The following is a 20143-nucleotide window of genomic DNA, read 5'->3' on the forward strand; positions in this document are numbered from 1 at the left end:
GACTTGTATTTACATTACCACAATAGTAGAACGTTATCCGAATTATTTGACTGGCGAATTTATTCGCTACCTAGACGGTTCGCTCGGTTTCATCTCCCAGCTAAAGAGCGTGGGAGCCTTCACCCATCGCTTTTCCGGTAAAACATAGATTCTTGACGGCTTTTTACGGGCCAATCTTCATTCTCACCGCCGATGATCAGCCGTTCGATGTGAACATATTCTTGAGACAGTTGCTTCAGGGAATTGATCAGAACATCAAGTGCGATCGCATCTGATGTCCCTAAATCAAACCAGCAGCGTCCCCAGGTTCCCTGATAATCAAAGTCTCCTTGATTGTGCATCAGTGCCATGAGGGTGCTGTCTGTTTCTCGGTCATCATAGTCCATATAGCTGATATCCACACCTGTCTCCTGCACTTGGAGATTTTCCGCATCAAATCCGCCCAATTTTCCCAAGTAAAACCATGAATTGAATAACTCTTCAATATAATCTTTTTCCATGGGGGAAGGAACTGTGGCAAACTCTAGCCAGATCCACAAATCGAATGGGTTATACTCGCGAAACTCTACCCGCATAGGTCATCAATCATCAGTTATCTAGAAATTTGACAAGGTTAAGCTGAAACAGGGAATCGGAATCAAGACTGCTTCCCCAGCTTCCCCAACACTAACGGAGAGGGTGGGATTCGAACCCACGGACTCTTTCGAGTCACTCGATTTCAAGTCGAGCGCATTCGACCACTCTGCCACCTCTCCAGGCTTATCTATCATACCAAGCCTAAGCGTTCATGGCGACTGTCTAGAAACAAATTGTCCGCCAACGGGTTGAGGGCGCCGATAGAGAAACTCTTCTAGCACTACAGAATAGTCATTTCCCACCCAAACCAGAGAAATTGAAGCCACCACACCCTCTTTCAGATACACCAGTGAAAAATTTCGCAGTCGGTCTGTTTCCGTTTTCACAATTCGGGGTACACTGGCTGAATTGAGATACACCGTTCCCTGTGAACTGGTGGTGACAATAGTTCGCAATCGCTTGGTTGTGTGGCGTAATCGGTGATGCATGTGACCGAATGTGACTAAGGAGATCTGTTTTCCCAGCGCCTGAGTTTGTGCGATCGCGGCTTCAAAATCGGGGTCACCATGATCTCCGCCCAAGGGATGCCAATCCCTACCACAAGGCGATTCGGCTTCCTCGCCTAACCCCGTTGGTCCATTGTGACCCAAAAACAGAATCGTGTTGTATTCTGTCGCTTTGGCGGCGGCGACTATTCGTTCAACAGACTCCTCAAAACTGTTGACCCCATACCAATCTCGATAGAAATCCTGATTTTTCCATGCTGATCCCCCCCAACTAAACGGACGAGCCCCGACTACCGAAAGCTGAAGATCACAAAAGTCCAAATATCCGTAACCAACATGGGCATCTCCGAGCGCCTCTAACTGATCCTGTAACCAATTTTCCTGTTGACGGTTGTATGGACATTTTTTCTGTCCCCAAGCTGATGCGGTATACCAAGCATCGTGATTTCCCAGAATCACGGCTTTGGGCAGATCAACCGCAGCAACTCGCTCAACCACACCCACAGACTCATTGCCAAAATCCCCGACAAACAGCACCAAGTCAACACCCAACCGTTGGAGTGCGATCGCGTCTTGTGCTTCCCATTGATCGTGAACATCACCAACGACGGCTATTTTAATAGATGGCTGATTATGACTGGTCATATTCATGGTTTTTTAATTATTCCCCCTTCCAGCATAAAAAAAGCCGCACTCGTTGGCTCAATCACGAAACACCGATGGAGGCTGATCTGGGCGAACAGCTAGGGAAATACACAAATCGTGTCCACTTTTTTAATCTGCTCGCCCTCGACTCTAAGCTCTTTTACGCCGTAGCACCGAAGTGACACCGAACAACCCCATCCCTAATACTCCTGCAACTGTACCTGGCTCTGGTACTGAAGCAGAAGGATCATAAAATCCTTCTATTTTCAAGCCCACTAGCGAACGAGCATTCGCTTGGTTAGGATTAGGAGAACCCAGTAGCCAACTCATATTGGCAATACCTGAAAGCGATTTAATTGAGGTATCACTAGCAAAATAGTTTTTCGTGATAGTAGTCTTACCCTCACCTGGGGGGGCAATAGCGGAACTGAACACTGGATTGACTGCGATTCCATTAACCTGGTTGACTTCCAGAAACATTTTAGTCTCAGGATCGACTTTACCCAATGCCGTTGTTGCTCTTGTCCAGAGGTAAAAGCCATTAAAAGACTTAGCAGGTGGGTTTTCTTGGTTAAAGGCAATGGTTTGCCCACCGAGGCTAAAGGAAACGGTATTCCCATCCCACGTTAACATCCATGGCACTTCTTGACCATTTTGCCAATTCCAGTTCAACTGCTCAACAGTTCTCAATCCATCATCTTCTTTGGTGGCAAACTCCCAGTCGGCAAAGCCTTTAGCACCCGCTCTTCCTTCCACCGTCCAGTTCAAGTTAGTCCAGCCTTCGGGGACAGCATCACCCTCGCCTACAAAGGTTAAATTAATCGCCGCAGCAGGTTGAGATAACATGCCAAAACCGAGGACAGAGGCTCCCACCGCCAAGGTTGTGGTGACTAGCTTGTTTTGTATCGTATTCATGTGACCTCCAAAATAGACGAGACAGTATTTTGCTCTATATCTAGTTTAATTCTTTGAACAGAGAAAAATATTAAGGATTCTCCCCCCTCATTTAACCTGCCTAAATTGCTGGCTGAAGCCCTTACCTGGAGTGCAATGTCTGGGAAAAGTTGGATGTGGCTCAGTAATCGGTATGATCCCTTGATTAATCAGCGTCGCTAAAATTCTATCGGAGTGAGGAAAATGTGGCAATTGGGAGTTACCCTATATAGGCGTTGAGTCAGGAGTGTATTATTCATGGAATGGGTTAAAGTACAAATGATGTTCGAGAATGCCCCCAGAACATCCCATAAAGACTATTCACCGGAGTTAGAAGACTTAAACGGAGAACGGGTGGAATTATCTCGGCTACCCTGTTGCGGCGAGTTGATCTCATTTGCTGAAGGGATGCTGCACCATATTGGACCCTGCTTCACTGTGATTGAGGTTGTCCATTTCGCATCTCCAAAGGAAAATGGTTTAGTCGGTCAAATCATGCTACGCAAGTGTTTTCCTCGCTAGAGCATCCTTTGCTCAGATCCCCACATTCAGATAGATGATCATTCTAGATATCGGAGGATAACCTCAAAACGCAAACCTTTGGCAGTGAACCATTATGCAATTTGTGTCCGATCCTCCTATTGCCGAAAAAATCCAGCAGATGAAACAACGAGTTCGCTGGCAAGATCCGTTAATCGTTGAACGGGATATCGATCAAACTCGGCTGGTATTAGACGATGATAGACCCGATCATCCAGAGTTCTCATTTTTAGTCGTCGGTGATACAGGCTTTGGGTCTCATAAACAACATGATCCACAACGCAAAATTGTGGAAATGATGCTAAATCACCGCGATGACTGCCGCTTTGTATTGCATACCGGTGACGTGGTTTATCAGGTAGGTTCGAGTGAATATTATCCCCAAAACTTTATCAAACCCTACCGCGAGTTTATCGTCGATGGCGACTCTCACCATAAAATTTCTTATGACCAAATGGTGTTTAATCTTCCCTTCCTCACCATCCCTGGAAATCACGATTACTATGATTTACCCTTCATCTACGGGGTTATGGCACAGGTAACTTGGCCCCTGCGCCACCTGTTGAAGACTAAACTCGATCTGAATGTAGGTTGGCACGGATCACATCAGGGTAAAGCTTACACCAAGGCATTCCTGGACTATCTGAAGCCATTGAAGCAGTGGGGAAAGTTGGAGAATCATCTAGACCACCACTATACGGCGAAAACAGACACAGGACGTTGCTTGCGCTACCAACCCGGAGAGTTTACCCGTTTACCGAACCGTTACTATACGTTCCGTAGTGGCGGAATTGACTTTTTTGCCCTTGATTCCAATACCTTTAACGCCCCCGCACCGATTCCAGCCACGCCAGAAGGGGAAGCCTTTCGCCGCCTTTTAGAACAGCGACGGGATGAACTAGAAGCCGAAAAAATGCAAATGATGGAAACCGCCGCTACCCTGGATACGGATAACCCGGAAGAGGCAGAACAGCTTGATGATTTGAATGTGAAATTAGAGCAAATTGATGAACTAAGCTTGGATATTAATAAACAATTGGCATCGGATAAAGAAACTACTATTGACTTTGAACAATTGGACTGGCTACGCCAACGGCTAACCCAGTCTTGGCAGACTCAAGAGGTACGGGGACGGGTGATTTACCTGCATCATCCCCCCTACGTAACCGAAGCCACCAAATGGCAACAGGCACAAACATGGGCAGTTCGTCGCCGCCTCCGTCAAGTTTTGGATGCTGTGGCGACGGAGGTGGGTGATTTAGCCCAGGGGCGTCCTTTGGTGGATTTGGTGCTCACCGGTCATGCCCACTGTTTAGAATATCTAGAAACGGTTGATACCGGACACGCGGATTCTTATATGCCCTGGATTATCTGCGGTGGGAGTGGTCATAGTTTACGCCGTCAACGCAAAGAAGGTTCAGAGATAATGGAATCTGTTGGGTTTATTAATAATAGTCCCTCCCGTATGGTGGCGCGATCGCACTTTTATGCCGGTCGTCATGGTCATGGTTCTAAAAAGCAGCGACTCTATTCATTTTTACGGATTGATGTTCTAGAGGGTGATCCGCCGAAGTTCCGAGTTCAACCGTTTATTGCTGAACGCTGTCACCGAACCTGGGATAATTATTCCCAGGAAGCCTTTGTTATTGGTTAGAAAACAGGTCTTATGTAACGGAATTCATAACAGATTCAGCTATGACCAAAGAAACCTTTGATGTTAGTGAATATGTCGATCGCATGGCGGAGTTTATTGATTTGCCGATTGACCCAGAATACCGTCCTGGTGTCGTCGATAATATGACTCGAATTGCCGCGATCGCACAATTGGTGAATGATTTTCCCTTACCGGATACTATAGAAGCCGCACCAGTTTTTGAACCATGACCTTTAATTGGAGACAAGCTGACGCTGTGGGGATAGCTACGGCGGTTTATCACGGTGAAGTAACCGCAAGTGCGATCGCGCGGGATTGTTTGGCGCAGATTGATACCCGTAACTCTAGCTTAAATTGTTTTACCGCCGTTACCCCTGATACAGCAATCGCTGAGGCGGAACGGGTGGATCAGGCGATATCGAGAGGGGAATTTCCTGGCGTCTTGGCTGGGGTTCCTTTTGCGGTGAAGAATTTATTTGATATTGCTGGATTAACCACCCTAGCCGGCTCAAAAATTAATGCCGAAAATCCCCCAGCCAACCACGATGCTACCGCCGTTACCCGACTTAAGCAAGCGGGGGCGGTGCTGGTGGGGGCTTTAAATATGGATGAATATGCCTATGGGTTTGTGACTGTAAATAGTCATTATGGGGCAACACCAAACCCTCATGATCCGACTCGTGTCTCCGGTGGATCATCTGGCGGTTCCGCCGCTTCGGTTGCAGCCGGATTAGTCCCCCTTACCTTGGGTTCCGATACCAATGGTTCAATCCGGGTTCCGGCTTCACTGTGCGGAGTTTTTGGGTTAAAACCAACATACAGGCGTTTATCACGGGCAGGGGCTATTTTATTTTCCAGTAGTTTAGACCATATTGGTCCGTTTGCCCGTTCAGTACGGGATATTGCGACAGTGTATGATATCCTTCAGGGAAGCGATGAACGTGATCCGGTTTGTACACAACGTCCCCCAGAACTTTGTTTACCACAACTGGAAGAGGGAATTGAAGGATTACGGATTGCGGTGGCGGGGGAGTATTTTTCTCAAGGCGCTACCCCAGAAGCCTTGGATGCTGTCGCCAAAGTCGCCCAGGCGCTGAATGTCACCGCTACAGTTAGGATACCTGAAGCGCATCGGGCAAGAGCGGCGGCTTATATTATTACAGCAACAGAAGGAGCTAATCTACATTTTGCCAACTTGCGATCGCGTCCGCAAGACTTTGACAGAGCCACGCGCGATCGTTTTTTAGCGGGGGCTTTAATTCCCGCCTCATGGTACATTCAGGCGCAACGGTTTCGCCAATGGTATCGCCAAAGGGTGCGAGAAGTGTTTCAGATGGTAGATATTATTCTCGCCCCGACTACGCCTTGTGTCGCCCCTGGCTTAGATCAAGAAACAATGGTAATTGGGGGAGAAGAGGTATTAGTGCGCCCAAACTTGGGACTATTCACCCAACCTTTATCATTTATTGGATTACCTGTTTTATCAGTTCCTGTCAAGCCCTCTAGTTCTCTACCCTTGGGTGTGCAAATTATTGCCGCTCCTTATAATGAAGCCATGATACTGCGCGTAGCTGCCGTATTGGAGAGTCAGTGAACAGTGAACAGTGGTCAGTGAACAGTAAACAGTGAACAGTAAACAGTGAACAGTAAACAGTAAACAGTGAACAGTAAACAGTGAACAGTGAACAGTAAACAGTGAACAGTGAACAGTAAACAGTGAACAGTGAACAGTGGTCAGTGAACAGTAAACAGTAAACAGTAAACAGTGATCGATAACTGATAACTGATAACTGATACCTGATAACTGATAACTGATAACTGATAACTGATAACTGCTAACTGCTAACTTAACTCGTTATGAAGGTTTTATTGTAATTTCTCCTACCATACCTGCTTCTGTATGTCCAGGAATTGAACAATGGAGTTCATAAGTTCCCGGTTTCATCGGCACAAATACCCATTCAGCTTCACCAGTTGGTTTCAGTTCCAGTTCATGGATTGCCCCTTTAACCTCTACTTTGGCAGCTTCAACTTTTTGAGTCCAACTCGCATCAGCGAAGTCTTTGGCGGTGAAGTAGTGCTTTTGGGGACTGGGATTATCTAGCAACAGTTTATAGCGTGTACCGGCGACAAACTCAAATTGGTTGGGGAAGAACTTCAATTCATCCGCTTGATTGCCCAAACTCACGTTGACCTCTATGGCTGAAGTCGCCGCGATCGCTGGGAAGCATATTACGTTAATTCCTAGAATTAGTCCAATGATTGCGGTTAAGCATCGGCGAAGCCATTGATTTTGCCAGAGGTGACTATTTGGAGCTAAAACCCCTACTACGAAACGATTTAAGGACATTTTTATTAGCCTCATACTGAACCTGCTGTTACGATTACCAGATTATCAGGATGGAGTAATTCTTTCGCCGCCTGATTGACTTGTTCTAAGCTAACGGCTTCAATGTGACGGACAAATTCCCGCAGTTCATTGGAGGTTAACCCATAAACTTGATTGTCGAGAATGGTTTGGGCTAAGTTGTCAGGATGGGCAAGTGTCACTGGATATTGGCTGGTAATTGAGCGTTTAGCTGTAGCTACTTCTGTTGCTGTAACTCCTTGCGCCTGTATCTGTTGCAGTAAATTAATCGTATTCGCGATCGCACCTTGAGCATCTTCGGGGGCTGTCTGCATTTCAATCACAAAGGAACCGTCGTGTATTCCTGTCTGAAAGGAACTGTAAATCCCATAAGTTAAGCCTAAGCGATCGCGGATCACGGTTCCCAAACGACTGGCTAAGGTATCGCCGCCGACAATTTGATTGAGAACTAACGCCGCATAGTATCGCGGATCAGTGCGATTAATCGCGTCAGTACCCATAAACGTCACCGATTGGGATTTCCCTGGTAACACTCGATTGAGACGCACCACCCTAGGAGGTAGCTGAACCGCAGGAATCGTTAACTGAGGCGGCTTTCCTTTGGCTGTCCAAGTGCTGAATTCCTGTTCTAGGAGCGATCGCACCTCCTGGGGTTCAAAGTCCCCAACCAGCGTCAGGATAGTAGTATCGGGACGATAATACTCCTGATAGAATCGCACCACATCATCACGAGTAATCCTCGTCAGGCTTTCAGACGTCGGGAAACTGTGAAAGGGATGATTTTCTGGATAAAGGGTTTGGGCTAAGGTACGCTGTGCCAAAGAAGCGGGGTCATCTAATTCGATTTGCAGATCGGTTAATGCCCTTTGACGGCTTAATTCCAATTGTTCCGCCGGAAATGTAGCCTGTTGCAAAACATCGCTGAGGATGGGAATTAAAGAAGACAGATCATTAGACAGAGCACTAGCACTTATAAATGTGCCTTCCCGCGCCGTATAAAATTCTAAATTAATGCCCCGATCCTCTAAACGTTGAGCAAGGATCAAAGCATCCTGAGTCTGAGTTCCATTCATCAGATTTTCAGCCGTGAGTTCCGCTAAACCCGACTTTTGAGGGGGATCATAGACTTTCCCTGCTGGAATATATCCATTTAAAGTCACCGTTGGCGTACTGCGATCGCGCAAAAGTAGCACCTGTATCCCTGAGTTTAAAATAAATTGTTCGGGTAGGGGTTGGTTTGTTGCCAAGGTTGAATCAGAAACGACAGGGGGCAAATACTGGGCGACTTCTGCGGGTTCGGCTGGAGACTCAGCATAAAAATGTTCAGTTGTTTTACTAAAACTACCGATACCGCGACTGGGTTCATCCTGAATCTGAGTCGGTTTAAACAAGCCAACAGTACGTTGTTGAGGACTAAGATACTGTTGGGCAACGCGCTGCACGTCTTGGCTTGATACTTGGGCGATGGCGGCTAAATAGCGATCGATGAAGCGATAATCCCCCGCCGTGGTGTGATCCACCCCCAATTGAAACCCTTGACTGGTGACATCGCGGTTTTCTAGAATCAGTCCTGCTTTGAGTTGAGCTTTGGCGCGGTTGAGTTCAGCATCAGTCACGCCTTGGTTTTGTAAAGACGCGATCGCATCTTGCAGGACGTTATCAATCGCGTTAATATCTTCACCTGGATCAGTCGTAACAAATAGAGCATACCAGCCCTTATCCCGGAAATTCGCGGCATACCCCCCCGCATCACTTGCCAATCCGGACTCCACTAAAGCTTGGTAAATTCGGGAACTACGTCCCGATGTCAAAATGTAATCCATCACATCAATCGCCGGAACATCGGGGTGATTAATATCAGGTAGAGGGTAAACCACCTGCACCAGCGCCGCACTACCGGGTTGTTGCAAAATCACAGGATTCTCCCCTGCTTCCCCTAGAAGGGCGGGTTTAGTCAAGTTATCGGTTTGGCGCCATAAGTTATCCGTCAAACCCGCCCCTACACCCCCTGTTCCTCTCTCCCTTACCGTATTGGAACCCACCCTGTCTAAATTCGGCTGACTGACACCGATTGTACCAAAATGCTTATTAACCGCATTCAGAACCCTGTCGGTTTCAAAATCACCGACAATAATCACAGTGGCATTGTCAGGACTGTAATACGTGCGATAATAATCCTGAATCTGCTCCAGGGTAAAACGTTCCACATCGTCCTGAGTACCACCAACGGGTAAACCATAGGCATGGTCAGGAAAAACTTGCTCCATGACCGCACTATCAAGGCGATATTCTGGGTCATTTTCATACCCTTCCAACTCTGAGATGACCACCCTTTTCTCCGTCGCGAGTTGCTCGCTATTAATCTGGGTATTTTGCATCCGATCTGCTTCTAAAATCAGCAGGGCTTCGAGTTTATCGCGCTTAACGGTGTTGTAATATGCCGTTTGGTCGTAACTGGTGAAGGCATTGGATTCTGCGCCTAAAGCACTCAGCAAGCGACCAAATTGAATCGGGCGATTGGTCGTGCCTTTAAACATTAAATGTTCGAGCTGGTGCGAGATTCCATTTAATCCTGGCGGTTCATTGCGCGAGCCGACATTATACCATACCTGGACAGTGACAACAGGGGCATAATGGACTTCTTTGGTGAGAACGGTTAAACCGTTGTCCAGTAGAGTTTTGCGAACCGTTTCAGTGAGAGACAATGAGGAATCAGAGTTAGTGTTGGGTAGAGGAGTTTGACTCAAAGTTGCTGTATTAGAGAAGAGCAGCACGGCGCTAAGGCACGAGCTAAAAAGTAGAATGGGCAAGAAATAGCGATTTAGAAGATGAAACCCAGGCATACGGTTAATAATACTGCTCCTTTGATTTGAGCATTGTACCCTCTAGAGGCACTTCAGAGAATCCGAGTCGCCGAAACCCTGGGTATCCCGTAGGGTGGGCATTGCCCACCAGCCTTAAGTCAGTCCCACATTCGACGAATCAGAATTACATCCAGAAACTGTAGGGGCGCACGGTGTGCGCCCCATTTCACCGTCAAATCTATTCCACAATTTTAGCTGTGTCAGTCCAGTAGAGACGTGAGGCGAGAAGCGTCTGAGAATTCTTGGAGGGTGTAGAGACGTTGCATGCAACGTCTCTACAAATTAGCGGGTTGCCAAGACTCGGATAAATTCCAAGGGTAATCCATCGGTATCGGCAATAAATGCCACCTCATACACGCGATCGCCGATAATTTGTTGAGTGGGTTCTAAGAGAATTTTCAGAGGTTGAAACTGATCCGGATTTTGACTCGATGCCTCAGCTAGCCTCTGTTGTAGCGATTCCAGCCAACTGGGTAAATCGGCAACTGTTTCGGTGAGGTCAAAAGAGAGATGATAGTAACCGACGTAATGTTCGTCACCAAAAGCATCGGGTGCAGGTTTAGGTTCAGGGATTTGAATCAGTTCAATTCGTCCGCCGAGTCCCTCCATCCAACAGGCGAGAGTAATTCCCGCCGTGAAGCGTTCACAAATTGTGAAACCTAATTGTTCGTAGAACGCGATCGCGCGATGAATATCAGCCGTGCGAATTGAAGCATGATGCATGATTCACAAATGATTTTAATTGTTGATCTCTGTAGGGGCGGGTTTTACCACTAACACTTCAACTCAAACTCCTAACTTAACTAAACCCGCCCCTACTTAGTGATAGGGAAGCAAACAAATGACAAATTAGGACTTCCGTTTTCTTGACGGCACAGGCGCTACCTGTAGGGGCGCCTGTGCCGTACCCCTACCACAAATGGCGTTTGTGCGTAAGTCCTGAAATGACAAAAGACGAATGACCAATGACCAATGAAACTTACTCAAATAATCGAAAATAAGGATAGCGTACTGGAATTCCTGGCTCTTTTTCCAAATTGAAGTTAATCACTTCCCAACAGGGTTCCTCGCCTGGATCAGGGCTAAATGCGACGGGTAAGCCATAAAGTCGGGGACGTCCCGGTTCAGATTGTCCGCGCCAGGGGGTACTTCGTTCCAGATAGGCGCTAACTAAGTCTCGATAGCGACTGGCAATAATCACCCGTGTTGCCCGATAGCCTTGAGTGTACAGGCGATCAAGGGCTTCGTGAATTTCAAAGCGAATCCCATCTGGATGGGTATGCTGACGATACCATTCACCCTGCCATTGACGCCAGTGACGCCCCGATTGTAAATGGATGAGTTCTTCAGTTTTGGGGTCTGCCTCGAAAGCGCCATGCCGGGGACACAAATAGGTATCGGTCAATGTCAATGCCGGAATAGACTGCCGACAGTGAGGACATTGAATCTCTGAACCGAATATGGGGTACTGTAAACTAGGATTAATCATCTAGGGTTGAAGGTATCGTCATTCATTCGGCGATTGCGCTAGTACCTGTATAAATATATCTGTGGCTTCATCAATTATAGAATACGCTCGAACACACTCATCTGTTTTATAGGCAATCGTGACTGATTCTCATCCCCAGTTTCCTGCAACTCCCTCCTATTGGTCTGCTGTTGATTTGTCTCAAGCCGCCTTTGTTGCGCCCAATGCGGTAGTTATGGGTGAAGTCGCGATCGCGCCAGGAGTTAGTATCTGGTATGGTGCTGTGGTGCGGGGCGATGTCGAGGGCATTGAAATTGGTGAATGCACCAATATTCAGGATGGCGCTATTTTACATGGTGATCCGGGTAAGCCGACCATTCTGGAAGACCATGTGACAATTGGACATCGGGCTGTCGTCCATTCAGCCCATATTGAACGGGGATGTCTGATTGGGATTGGTGCGATTGTCCTAGATGGTGTGCGGGTAGGATATGGCAGCGTTGTCGGTGCTGGGGCATTGGTGACCAAAGATGTTGCCCCTTTATCGCTGGTAGTTGGCATTCCGGCGCGAAAAGTCCGTGATATTTCTGAAACTGAGGCGGCTGAATTAATCGAACATGCGCGGCGCTACCAAAAGCTAGCTTTGGTTCATGGGGGAAAAGGCACAGATTTGGGGTTTCACTCATCTGAATAAGAACGTGGAGACTGACAAGCTTACCGACGTTGAAAAAAAACTGGCTACCTATTGACTTTTGGGCGCATAATTTGGTTAAAACTATAGATATGAGAATCCTTCACATAAATTTGAGCATTAAGCGAGGTAGGTGAAACTATGGATTGGCGGTTAATCATTGTCTTGTTGCCTATCATCTTAGCCGCAAGTTGGGCTTTGTTCAACATTGGTGCAGCGGCTATTGGTCAAATTCAGGCGTTTCTGAATAAATCCTGATCGGTTGGATAGACACAAATACCTTTTGTAGAGACGTGCCATGGCGCGTCTCTCTGGCTATAATGCTTTGAGTGAACTACCTAAACCAAGCTAACGCTATGGTGTAGGCTTCGCGTCTCATTCACCGAAGCCGCCATACCCGAAAGCATATTGGTCTTACTCAGCGTCTCTGGTTGGAATCCAACCTTTATCTCCTCTCAGGGAGAACCCGCGCAGCCGCCCTGGTTCCCAAGGCAGAATACTGTTTTTGCCGCTTGGTTTTCGCGGTTTGCGGCTAGAATTCTAGCCTATTTAGCTTACTATAACATATCCAAGTAATTGATAGTAAAGTATGAAAAGCATAAGTTTATAAAAACAAGTTTTGTCACAAGGTGCGATTCATCTCGCCGCCAAATCGTAGATTATGCCGGGAGACTTCTTGCACTATCAAGTTAAAATTTTGTGAAGTTACAGTCGCCCACCTTAGCTGTGCCAATTCAATATCGCTCTAATAAAAGCTTGACTTCGGCGTCTAAATCGAAACCCATCATCGCCTCCCACTCGGCTTGTCGTACTGCTAAATAAACATGAGCCAACTCTTCACCCAAAGCGTCGAGGAGTACCGAGTCATTTCTAAGCTGTTCTATCGACTCAGCTAACGTACTGGGCAATCGTTCAATATTAGCCGCTTGGCGTTCAGCATCTGTCATTGTACCCGGATCTACAGATACAGGCGTTGCCAGTTCTAAGCCTTGGCGGATACCATCAAGTCCCGCTGCAATCGTTGCCCCTAATGCTAAGTAGGGATTCGCCGTAGCATCCACGGTTTTGAATTCAAAATGAGACGGACTCAGGGGTTCAGGATGGGTAGGGACACGCACAGCCGCTTCCCGATTATCTAATCCCCAACACCGGAATGCCCCACTCCAACACCGGGGTAGCAAGCGACGGTAAGAATTGGTAGTGGGTGTTGTCAATGCCATCAGGGCTGGTAGGTGGTGCAGAATTCCAGCTATAAAATGACGCGCAATATCCGAAAGTTCGCCATTTCCGTCTGGATAGGGGATGAGATTTTTGCCCTCTCGCCAGAGACTCAGGTGTAGGTGACACCCGCTACCCGCTTGATCAGCAAAGATTTTCGGTAAGAATGAAGCGATACGATAATGTTGGAGAGCGATCGCTTTGACAGTTTCCCGGAAGGCAATCTGTTGATCTGCCGCACTTAGGGCGTTGGTGTAAAGGATGGAGATTTCCTGCTGACCGGAACCGGATTCGGGATAATATTGTTCCACTAGCATTCCCTGCTCAATCAAAGCTGCCGCGATGTGATCAATAATCCCTTGATGCAAATCCATTGCCATCGTCGAGGCAAATACTGTTTCATCCGCAGGTACAATGCCCTCAGCGTTTCGCTGCAAGAGATAGAACTCATTCTCAAATGCGGCAATCACCTCTAACCCTTCTTGGTTAGCCTCTGCAATCATGCGTTTGAGGAAATTGCGTGGACAAAGACTCCAAGGCACACCATTTAGGATCATATCACCCATGACACGGGCATGACCTGGGCAATAGGGTAAAGGGTTCAGCGTACTCCAGTCTGGCACGAGACGGATTTCCCCCACAGGTCCAAACCCACTCCCAGCAACAGGCGCATCATACATAACCGGAATGGCTTGTTGAGCCGCAGAAATACCCACACCATGGATGAGGTATTCGGATAAGGCTTTTCGGTGGACTGCCTTACCCCGGATAATATTGGCATTGTCGCACCAGAGAAGGCGGACAAATTGAATCCTAAGCTGGTCAAGATTTTGTAATTGTTCTTTTTCCATTCATTTTCTGCCTGTGTTTCTCTCCCAGAGTAGCTCCACAAATTAACGTTTCTTAATATAATGAGAAGATAACACGGCTGATAAAGGAGCGATCGCGTGCTGACCCTAGACCGCCTTGGAGAACAGACCCTGAACAGAATTGCGACGCTGGCGCTCTCCAGCCAAATCAATGATGCCAAAAAACTCGAGGTGCGAGTTAAAACAGACCCTTCCCTGTTAGCCAAGGGTCAATTAGAATCCCTGGCGATTTACGGTGAGGGGTTAATCATGGAACACGATATCCGTCTACAAGAGATGGTTATCCGGCTAGAAACCATTGCGGTTGCTCCCTTCAAAGCCTTAACGGGCAACATTGAACTGACCCAACCGACTCAGGGAACAGCACGGATTGTGATTGCTCAGGTTGATCTCAACCGTGCCTTCAACTCAGATGTATTAGGGATTCAGCTTCGCTCACTCAAGGTTCAGGTGGATGGTAAGCCGCAAACTCTCAACGTCAAGCAGGTACACTGTCGCCTCTTAGCCGAAGGTCGAGTTGGTTTTGATGCTGACGTCCGGCTAGCTCAAAGTAATGAAACTCAACGAGTGTCCTTCACCACTACTCCTAGAGTGAGTGATGACGGGCGCAGCGTGGTACTAGAGAAGGTGGAATACGCCCAAGGAAAAGAACTCTCACCAGAATTCACTCAAGCATTAGTAACCAAGGCGGGTAAAATATTACACTTGAGTCACTTTGAGATGCCAGGGATATCGCTACGTATGCATCATTTGCAGGTCCAAGAAGGTCAACTCACCCTGCAAGCAGTGGCGCATGTGACGCAGTTTCCATCCCTGTGAATTGGGATAGATGCTCGCCTGACAACGATTTTGCAGTTGTTGACATTAAGGTTTAAATAGCGAACAGGTTAATAACTGCTAACGGATCAACAAAACCCGCCCTGACTCATATTGTCAGGGCGAGTGTTATTCTATATGAGTATTTTGATCGAGATAACCTGAACCATGTCTCGTGCTACCCCTTATCAACCCTTACTTCTGAGACTGTTGCATGGTGTCAATGCTCTGATTGCCATTTTAGCTATCATCACCTCCTACTGGGTTTATGATACCTATGATGGGCGATTCGGACAACTGTCTCTGCCCCAAATTCCAGATATTATTGGCATTCATGGTACATTTGGCAAAACCTTACTCCTAGGGGTAATGCCAGCGTTTGCATTATACAGTTTTCATCTAGGGTCTAAACGCCTCATTCAACCCGATTCGTTTCAAAAACTTAGACAATTGGGTAAACCTATCGGTTGGTATAGCCTGCATCGGATTATTAATACGGTGATGTTATTAGCCATTACCTTTTCCTTGATGACTGGCAGTATGATCAAAGAAGAATGGTTACCCAATGGGGAATTAAATCATATCTGGTATTATTTACACCTAGCCGGATGGGTGATATTAGTTGGATGTTTAGCTATTCACTTATTAATTAGTGCAAAGGTAGGAGGATTACCATTATGGATATCCATATTTAAGCTAAACTATCGTCCAGACGATTCTCCCAAAAAGTGGATTCAGACACTGCGTTCATTCGGTCGGCGCGAAGATAGATGATATCCTATCCGGTTGAATACTTAGGGGTTGCTGAATAAGTGTTGTGGTAAGGATAGGGAACAGGAAACGGGGAAATGATAACTGTTTAAAAAAACATGAGATGAAACGAAATACGCTACTGATTGTTGTAGAAATTGTGGTCATTGGCGGGATTCTATTCGGTTGGATTGCTCCCTTATTATTTCCCTCAGAGGAACCGGAACAGAGCAAAAAAACTGTAGAGACATTGCCTGCAACCTCTGCGCCCTCTGCGTTAACCTCTGCGCCCCTCTGCGTTTAAAAAATAATTTCGATACCCACAAACTCACTCTCACTGTTCTATAGTTTGGTGTTATTATCAACTCTAGTTAAATATAAACTTTAACAATACTATCTAACTACTGAAGTGACGCCGGAAGCGAGAATCGAGATGATGTTTCTTCTTGAGGTTGCAGGAACGGCAGAGAGTTTGTAGGTTACTAATATCATTTTGACCTCCACGGGCAAGGGGAATAATATGATCAATTTGCAGTTGGGTGTCTAGTTGAGTGTTACCGCAGCTTTGGCATTGGTAATTGTCGCGTTTAAATACATAGCTTCTCACTTCTGGAGGAATAGGAATTCGGGGTGTTTTTTTCATTGATTTTATGGCGTTTCGGGCGCAAGCCTTGCGCCCCTACAAGGAATGGAAATTGGCGGCGCTTTGTTTATTGGTTGTCTGATCGTTATTGGCTAAGGAGATAACTTCTTCATTGTCTAAAGGTTGGAATCTAACTTCCATATTTATCTCCACAATTATCAGTCATTTACCTAACTTTTCCGCTGTATTAATCTTGGCAAAAAGATTGGGTTAATATCCCTCAGTTTATGGGTTTTTCGGGCGCAAGGCTTGCGCCCCTACAAGGAATGGGAATTGGCGGCGCTTTGTTTATTGGTTTTCTGGTTTATTTTCTTGGTTGATCCTTTGACGCAAATCATCTAAAGGCGATTCGATCTGGGTAATTTCGGGTTCTTTGCTGGTTGATGTTTCTTCAATTTCAGATTCATCAGGAAAAAATTCTAGAGTGAGTCTAACTTTGCCATTCTGCCAACCTTTACCTTCATGGGTGAGAACTTGACATTGTATTCCCTCATTCCACCAACCATTTACTTCTTTTCTATCTCGTCCTTTTTTCTTGACTGAATCATTTAGGACATTATCATTACTTGAAACTAAATCAATTATTGCTCTGAGCAATTCACTTACTTTAAATGTGGGATGTGCAAGTAAAATTGATAAAGAATTCTCAGATAAAGATACTATTTCATCTTGCTCTAGGGGTTTGAATTTGTTCTTATGGGGCATTCTAAATCTCCTTTAAATGATTAGTGTTTTGAGTTGATTTGCAATGATTGATCAAAGCAAAACTGTGAAATTAATTTAATTATAAAAGAGATAAACAAATAACGCAATAAATTGGTAAGCCATTATTGAATATCTCTTCCTACGCCATTTGTATTAAATCATTCAGATGTAGATACTGACTCTATACTATCATCCAAAGCCTCTGACTCAGTAGACGCAGGTGTCGCGATTAAATCTGACTCTTCAATCGTCGGTAGTTGATGATGCCTGTCTAATTTCATCGCCTGTAAACAATAATTAATCCCAGCAACGGCTTGATTGTAATCCACAATCTTTTGCTTAACTTCCTCTTGCATTCGCTGATTCTGTTTAATTTTCTCCTCCGCCTCTTGTTCTAATGTTTGCTCTAAATACTCACGGGCATTAGGGTATTCCTGTAAAATCCTATCCGCCTGTTCATCTGCCATCGGTAATAACAAGGTTTTCAGAGTTTGATTCATGGTTTGGCGAAAATTACGGCGAATCGTTTCTGACACTTTGGGTTCAAAATCTAACTTCAATAACTGTCGAATCGCTGGTTCGGCTGCAATCATACTTTCAGCATCATATCCTTGGGAGGTTTGCTGTAACGTTTGCCGGAATTGATAAATTGAAAATGTCCCTTCATCATAAAAACGGGGACTCTCTCGCACATATCTGTCGCACTCTGTCCGCGCTTCACTGGCTAATGCCTGACACACTTGTTTTTCCACCGCCTTTAACTGTTGCTCAATTCCGCCATCATTGCCCAATAATCGATAGAGTTGACTGTAATAATCACTGCGGCGTACTTGTTCCATCAGATAAGCAAAAAAGTGAGACGCTACCTGTTGAGAGGCTTCGACTAAAACATCTTCTAACTGATTCGCCAAATAATAAAGCGCCTCGACTAAAACGGCAATTAAAGGTGCGGTTGCATTACGGGGATGGCTGCGAGTAGCACGACTATAGGCTTGGGCTACTGAGAATGTATTGAGTAATTCATCGAGGCGTTGAATCATTTGAGTTTGGAGTTGGTGAAATTCTATCTCAAAGGCATTACAGCTATTGGTTACTGCCTGATTAACCGTTTCAGCGATGTGTAGACAAAATTCTCTCCCCACCTGCTGAAGTTCCTGATTCAGCCGTTCTAACTCCTGGGCTTTCATCGCCTCTATTTCGTGAGGTTGACTGTCTAAATTTCGCTGAATAGCCAGATAATGTTTCTTGAGATTAATGCATAAGGGTTGTAAGTCATCAGCTAGATTGGCAAATAACTGCGGACGCTTTTCTTCGGTGAGGTAGCTAGTAATGGATGTGCGAAACTCTTCAATTCCACTATCTCGAATAAGTTTCTCAATGAGTGGCATTCCCCATTCACTGAGAATCCGTACATAGTTCTCTGCTGGGGTTTCATAACCCCTGACAGAGGCTTTAAACTCACTACCAACTAATTTACCGGAACCACAATAACGATTAAACTCATTTACGAATTGTGGCGTTTCCTCTTGAATACCCGTTCCTCTAACAGCCTCTGCTAAAATAGAATCTAAGCCAAAGCGATCGCGTCCACTGGTATGCTTGATTTGACTGCCATAAAATCCCAGTAATCCGCTGGTTTTGTGAACCTTGGGTGTATCCCAAAATTGGCTACGAATCAACTCATCTAACCGCTGTCGCAGTTGGCTGTTATACCAGGTTTCATCAATGCGATTGAAAATATAAAATACGCGATCGCGTATTCCTGGATTACTGCGAATTGTCTCCAGCAGTTGCGTTTCCTCGGTTGTCATATCCCCGGCTAAGGCTGGTTTCAACACACAAACCACGGCTGAGGTGTCTGGATTTTCTATCTTGGTATAAGTTAACTGGGCATCTTGCTTAACAGGCGCATCAATTCCTGGCATATCAATCAAAACATTACCATCTTGTAATAGGGGATGATGGCAATAATATTCAATCCGCTTGAGAACCGCACTATTACTCCCCCGACGCGCATAACCCGCCGCTTCTTTGAGATTAGAAAAATCAAACTGCTCCATCGAATAAGTCCCATGGCTGGTAGGATGGATGCGATCGCGGTTTGCTAGAAACCCCGCCATGAGCAAATCCAATGCTTTTGCCTGTTTTGCTCGTTCTGATTTACTCTCTCCCCCTTCCTGCTGGATAATCTCTTGACATCCTTGGCGTAGAGTATTAATTTCTTCAGGTTTATGAATATGATTCGCAGCTTTCGCGGCGGCGGATAATCCCAATTTCTGACATAGTGCTACCGCCTGTTCCCGAATCTCTACTTCACTCAAAAACGTCAACACCACTCGTTCTTGATCCATATCCGCATAAGCGATATAACATTCTGTACCTGTGGCGTGCCCCTCGGCGCTATAAAGCAGTTCCCGTTCCAATAGTGCATTAATCAGCATCGATTTTCCCGCACTAAATGCACCCCCAAAGACAATCTCAAATGTGGGAGAAATTGCTTTTAGGAGAGAGGCTTGAACAGAGGTGATATCCTGGGATGCTCGTAGGAATGGCTCTTGATGCAATAATTGTAGAAGACTATCTACTTGGGCTTGTAGGTTCTCACATTGAGCTGGCGTTGATGTCATGATGGCAGCGATTGCTCTAAAAAGTCTTTAGTTTCAATTGTATTGCCATTTGATTGGGAATTGGTATTTGGGGATTGGGATTTGGGGATTGGTATTTGGGAATTGGTATTTGGGGATTGGTATTTGGGGATTGATATTTGGGGATTGGTATTTGGGGATTGGTATTTGGGGATTGGTATTTGGGGATTGGTATTTGGGGATTGGTATTTGGGGATTGGTATTTGGGGATTGGTATTTGGGGATTGGTATTTGGGGATTGGTATTTGGGGA

General features: G+C 45.9%; 20 protein-coding genes, 1 tRNA gene and 1 pseudogene. 10 read left to right on the forward strand and 12 right to left on the reverse strand.

Features of this window, described 5'->3' with window-relative positions; genetic code table 11:
- Positions 1-119: 119 nt before the first annotated feature.
- From RID09_RS21110 to RID09_RS21125, 4 genes are all read right to left on the reverse strand, one after another.
- Positions 120-575, reverse strand: coding sequence for a DUF3531 family protein (locus RID09_RS21110; RefSeq protein ID WP_446337882.1), 456 nt, complete (start codon positions 573-575; stop codon positions 120-122).
- A 95-nt stretch (positions 576-670) separates the two neighbouring features.
- Positions 671-755, reverse strand: a tRNA-Ser gene (locus tag RID09_RS21115).
- A gap of 30 nt (positions 756-785) precedes the next feature.
- Positions 786-1727, reverse strand: a complete 942-nt coding sequence (locus RID09_RS21120; protein WP_446337901.1) for a TIGR04168 family protein — start codon at positions 1725-1727, stop codon at positions 786-788.
- A 150-nt stretch (positions 1728-1877) separates the two neighbouring features.
- The gene (locus RID09_RS21125) at positions 1878-2642 is read right to left on the reverse strand and encodes a PEP-CTERM sorting domain-containing protein (RefSeq protein WP_446337883.1); all 765 of its coding nucleotides are present in this window, start codon (positions 2640-2642) and stop codon (positions 1878-1880) included.
- Positions 2643-2918: 276 nt separating this feature from the next.
- Here RID09_RS21125 and RID09_RS21130 point away from each other — a divergent pair, with 276 nt between their 5' ends.
- The 4 genes from RID09_RS21130 (at position 2919) to RID09_RS21145 (ending at position 6448) form a co-directional block, all read left to right on the forward strand.
- On the forward strand, positions 2919-3182 hold the full coding sequence (locus RID09_RS21130; RefSeq protein ID WP_446337884.1) for a hypothetical protein: 264 nt from the start codon (positions 2919-2921) through the stop codon (positions 3180-3182).
- Positions 3183-3276: 94 nt separating this feature from the next.
- The gene (locus tag RID09_RS21135; RefSeq protein WP_446337885.1) at positions 3277-4854 is read left to right on the forward strand and encodes a metallophosphoesterase family protein; all 1578 of its coding nucleotides are present in this window, start codon (positions 3277-3279) and stop codon (positions 4852-4854) included.
- A gap of 41 nt (positions 4855-4895) precedes the next feature.
- Positions 4896-5084, forward strand: coding sequence for a DUF4089 domain-containing protein (locus RID09_RS21140; protein WP_446337886.1), 189 nt, complete (start codon positions 4896-4898; stop codon positions 5082-5084).
- A complete protein-coding gene (locus tag RID09_RS21145; protein ID WP_446337887.1) occupies positions 5081-6448 on the forward strand; it encodes an AtzE family amidohydrolase in 1368 nt (455 codons plus the stop codon). Before RID09_RS21140 ends, RID09_RS21145 begins: the two co-directional genes overlap by 4 nt.
- 261 nt (positions 6449-6709) lie before the next feature.
- Here the strand turns inward: RID09_RS21145 and RID09_RS21150 are convergent, their stop codons facing one another.
- From RID09_RS21150 to RID09_RS21165, 4 genes are all read right to left on the reverse strand, one after another.
- Positions 6710-7204, reverse strand: coding sequence for a plastocyanin/azurin family copper-binding protein (locus RID09_RS21150; RefSeq protein ID WP_446337888.1), 495 nt, complete (start codon positions 7202-7204; stop codon positions 6710-6712).
- Positions 7205-7215: 11 nt separating this feature from the next.
- A complete protein-coding gene (locus tag RID09_RS21155) occupies positions 7216-10065 on the reverse strand; it encodes a M16 family metallopeptidase (protein WP_446337889.1) in 2850 nt (949 codons plus the stop codon).
- Between the two features lie 303 nt (positions 10066-10368).
- Positions 10369-10809, reverse strand: a complete 441-nt coding sequence (locus RID09_RS21160) for a VOC family protein (protein ID WP_446337890.1) — start codon at positions 10807-10809, stop codon at positions 10369-10371.
- Between the two features lie 256 nt (positions 10810-11065).
- Positions 11066-11575 carry a TIGR02652 family protein gene (locus tag RID09_RS21165; protein WP_446337891.1) on the reverse strand — a complete coding sequence of 170 codons (510 nt, stop codon included), beginning with the start codon at positions 11573-11575 and terminating at the stop codon, positions 11066-11068.
- A 118-nt stretch (positions 11576-11693) separates the two neighbouring features.
- On the opposite strand from RID09_RS21165, the gene RID09_RS21170 reads away from it, so the two are divergent.
- Positions 11694-12248: a gamma carbonic anhydrase family protein gene (locus RID09_RS21170; RefSeq protein ID WP_446337892.1), complete on the forward strand. Its 555-nt coding sequence runs from the start codon at positions 11694-11696 to the stop codon at positions 12246-12248.
- Positions 12249-12386: 138 nt separating this feature from the next.
- Complete coding sequence (locus RID09_RS21175) at positions 12387-12503, forward strand: photosystem II protein Y (RefSeq protein WP_446337893.1); 117 nt, start codon at positions 12387-12389, stop codon at positions 12501-12503.
- A 476-nt stretch (positions 12504-12979) separates the two neighbouring features.
- Here RID09_RS21175 and RID09_RS21180 read toward each other — a convergent pair whose 3' ends face one another.
- Positions 12980-14314 carry a glutamine synthetase family protein gene (locus RID09_RS21180; RefSeq protein WP_446337894.1) on the reverse strand — a complete coding sequence of 445 codons (1335 nt, stop codon included), beginning with the start codon at positions 14312-14314 and terminating at the stop codon, positions 12980-12982.
- Between the two features lie 96 nt (positions 14315-14410).
- On the opposite strand from RID09_RS21180, the gene RID09_RS21185 reads away from it, so the two are divergent.
- From RID09_RS21185 to RID09_RS21195, 3 genes are all read left to right on the forward strand, one after another.
- Entirely contained in the window at positions 14411-15151 is a 741-nt protein-coding gene (locus RID09_RS21185) for an LmeA family phospholipid-binding protein (protein ID WP_446337895.1), read from the forward strand.
- A gap of 165 nt (positions 15152-15316) precedes the next feature.
- Positions 15317-15922, forward strand: a complete 606-nt coding sequence (locus RID09_RS21190) for a cytochrome b/b6 domain-containing protein (RefSeq protein ID WP_446337896.1) — start codon at positions 15317-15319, stop codon at positions 15920-15922.
- A gap of 100 nt (positions 15923-16022) precedes the next feature.
- Positions 16023-16202: a hypothetical protein gene (locus RID09_RS21195; protein ID WP_446337897.1), complete on the forward strand. Its 180-nt coding sequence runs from the start codon at positions 16023-16025 to the stop codon at positions 16200-16202.
- A 93-nt stretch (positions 16203-16295) separates the two neighbouring features.
- Here the strand turns inward: RID09_RS21195 and RID09_RS21200 are convergent, their stop codons facing one another.
- The 3 genes from RID09_RS21200 to RID09_RS21210 form a co-directional block, all read right to left on the reverse strand.
- Positions 16296-16541, reverse strand: a complete 246-nt coding sequence (locus tag RID09_RS21200) for an HNH endonuclease (RefSeq protein WP_446337898.1) — start codon at positions 16539-16541, stop codon at positions 16296-16298.
- Positions 16542-16829: 288 nt separating this feature from the next.
- The gene (locus RID09_RS21205; protein ID WP_446337899.1) at positions 16830-17246 is read right to left on the reverse strand and encodes a KGK domain-containing protein; all 417 of its coding nucleotides are present in this window, start codon (positions 17244-17246) and stop codon (positions 16830-16832) included.
- Positions 17247-17404: 158 nt separating this feature from the next.
- Entirely contained in the window at positions 17405-19873 is a 2469-nt protein-coding gene (locus RID09_RS21210) for a dynamin family protein (protein WP_446337900.1), read from the reverse strand.
- A 42-nt stretch (positions 19874-19915) separates the two neighbouring features.
- On the opposite strand from RID09_RS21210, the pseudogene RID09_RS21215 reads away from it, so the two are divergent.
- Positions 19916-20143, forward strand: a pseudogene (locus RID09_RS21215) (exodeoxyribonuclease V subunit gamma); the annotation flags it as partial.

The sequence above is a fragment of the Coleofasciculus sp. G1-WW12-02 genome, assembly GCF_040219735.1.
In the GTDB taxonomy this organism is placed as follows: domain Bacteria; phylum Cyanobacteriota; class Cyanobacteriia; order Cyanobacteriales; family Coleofasciculaceae; genus Coleofasciculus.

Excerpts from the sequence above, each read along its gene's own strand:
- RID09_RS21110 (WP_446337882.1), bottom strand. The coding sequence starts at position 575 with ATGCGGGTAGAGTTTCGCGAGTATAACCCATTCGATTTGTGGATCTGG.
- RID09_RS21120 (WP_446337901.1), bottom strand. The coding sequence starts at position 1,727 with ATGACCAGTCATAATCAGCCATCTATTAAAATAGCCGTCGTTGGTGAT.
- RID09_RS21125 (WP_446337883.1), bottom strand. The coding sequence starts at position 2,642 with ATGAATACGATACAAAACAAGCTAGTCACCACAACCTTGGCGGTGGGA.
- RID09_RS21130 (WP_446337884.1), top strand. The coding sequence starts at position 2,919 with ATGGAATGGGTTAAAGTACAAATGATGTTCGAGAATGCCCCCAGAACA.
- RID09_RS21135 (WP_446337885.1), top strand. The coding sequence starts at position 3,277 with ATGCAATTTGTGTCCGATCCTCCTATTGCCGAAAAAATCCAGCAGATG.
- RID09_RS21140 (WP_446337886.1), top strand. The coding sequence starts at position 4,896 with ATGACCAAAGAAACCTTTGATGTTAGTGAATATGTCGATCGCATGGCG.
- RID09_RS21145 (WP_446337887.1), top strand. The coding sequence starts at position 5,081 with ATGACCTTTAATTGGAGACAAGCTGACGCTGTGGGGATAGCTACGGCG.
- RID09_RS21150 (WP_446337888.1), bottom strand. The coding sequence starts at position 7,204 with ATGTCCTTAAATCGTTTCGTAGTAGGGGTTTTAGCTCCAAATAGTCAC.
- RID09_RS21155 (WP_446337889.1), bottom strand. The coding sequence starts at position 10,065 with ATGCCTGGGTTTCATCTTCTAAATCGCTATTTCTTGCCCATTCTACTT.
- RID09_RS21160 (WP_446337890.1), bottom strand. The coding sequence starts at position 10,809 with ATGCATCATGCTTCAATTCGCACGGCTGATATTCATCGCGCGATCGCG.
- RID09_RS21165 (WP_446337891.1), bottom strand. The coding sequence starts at position 11,575 with ATGATTAATCCTAGTTTACAGTACCCCATATTCGGTTCAGAGATTCAA.
- RID09_RS21175 (WP_446337893.1), top strand. The coding sequence starts at position 12,387 with ATGGATTGGCGGTTAATCATTGTCTTGTTGCCTATCATCTTAGCCGCA.
- RID09_RS21180 (WP_446337894.1), bottom strand. The coding sequence starts at position 14,314 with ATGGAAAAAGAACAATTACAAAATCTTGACCAGCTTAGGATTCAATTT.
- RID09_RS21190 (WP_446337896.1), top strand. The coding sequence starts at position 15,317 with ATGTCTCGTGCTACCCCTTATCAACCCTTACTTCTGAGACTGTTGCAT.
- RID09_RS21195 (WP_446337897.1), top strand. The coding sequence starts at position 16,023 with ATGAAACGAAATACGCTACTGATTGTTGTAGAAATTGTGGTCATTGGC.
- RID09_RS21200 (WP_446337898.1), bottom strand. The coding sequence starts at position 16,541 with ATGAAAAAAACACCCCGAATTCCTATTCCTCCAGAAGTGAGAAGCTAT.
- RID09_RS21205 (WP_446337899.1), bottom strand. The coding sequence starts at position 17,246 with ATGCCCCATAAGAACAAATTCAAACCCCTAGAGCAAGATGAAATAGTA.
- RID09_RS21210 (WP_446337900.1), bottom strand. The coding sequence starts at position 19,873 with ATGACATCAACGCCAGCTCAATGTGAGAACCTACAAGCCCAAGTAGAT.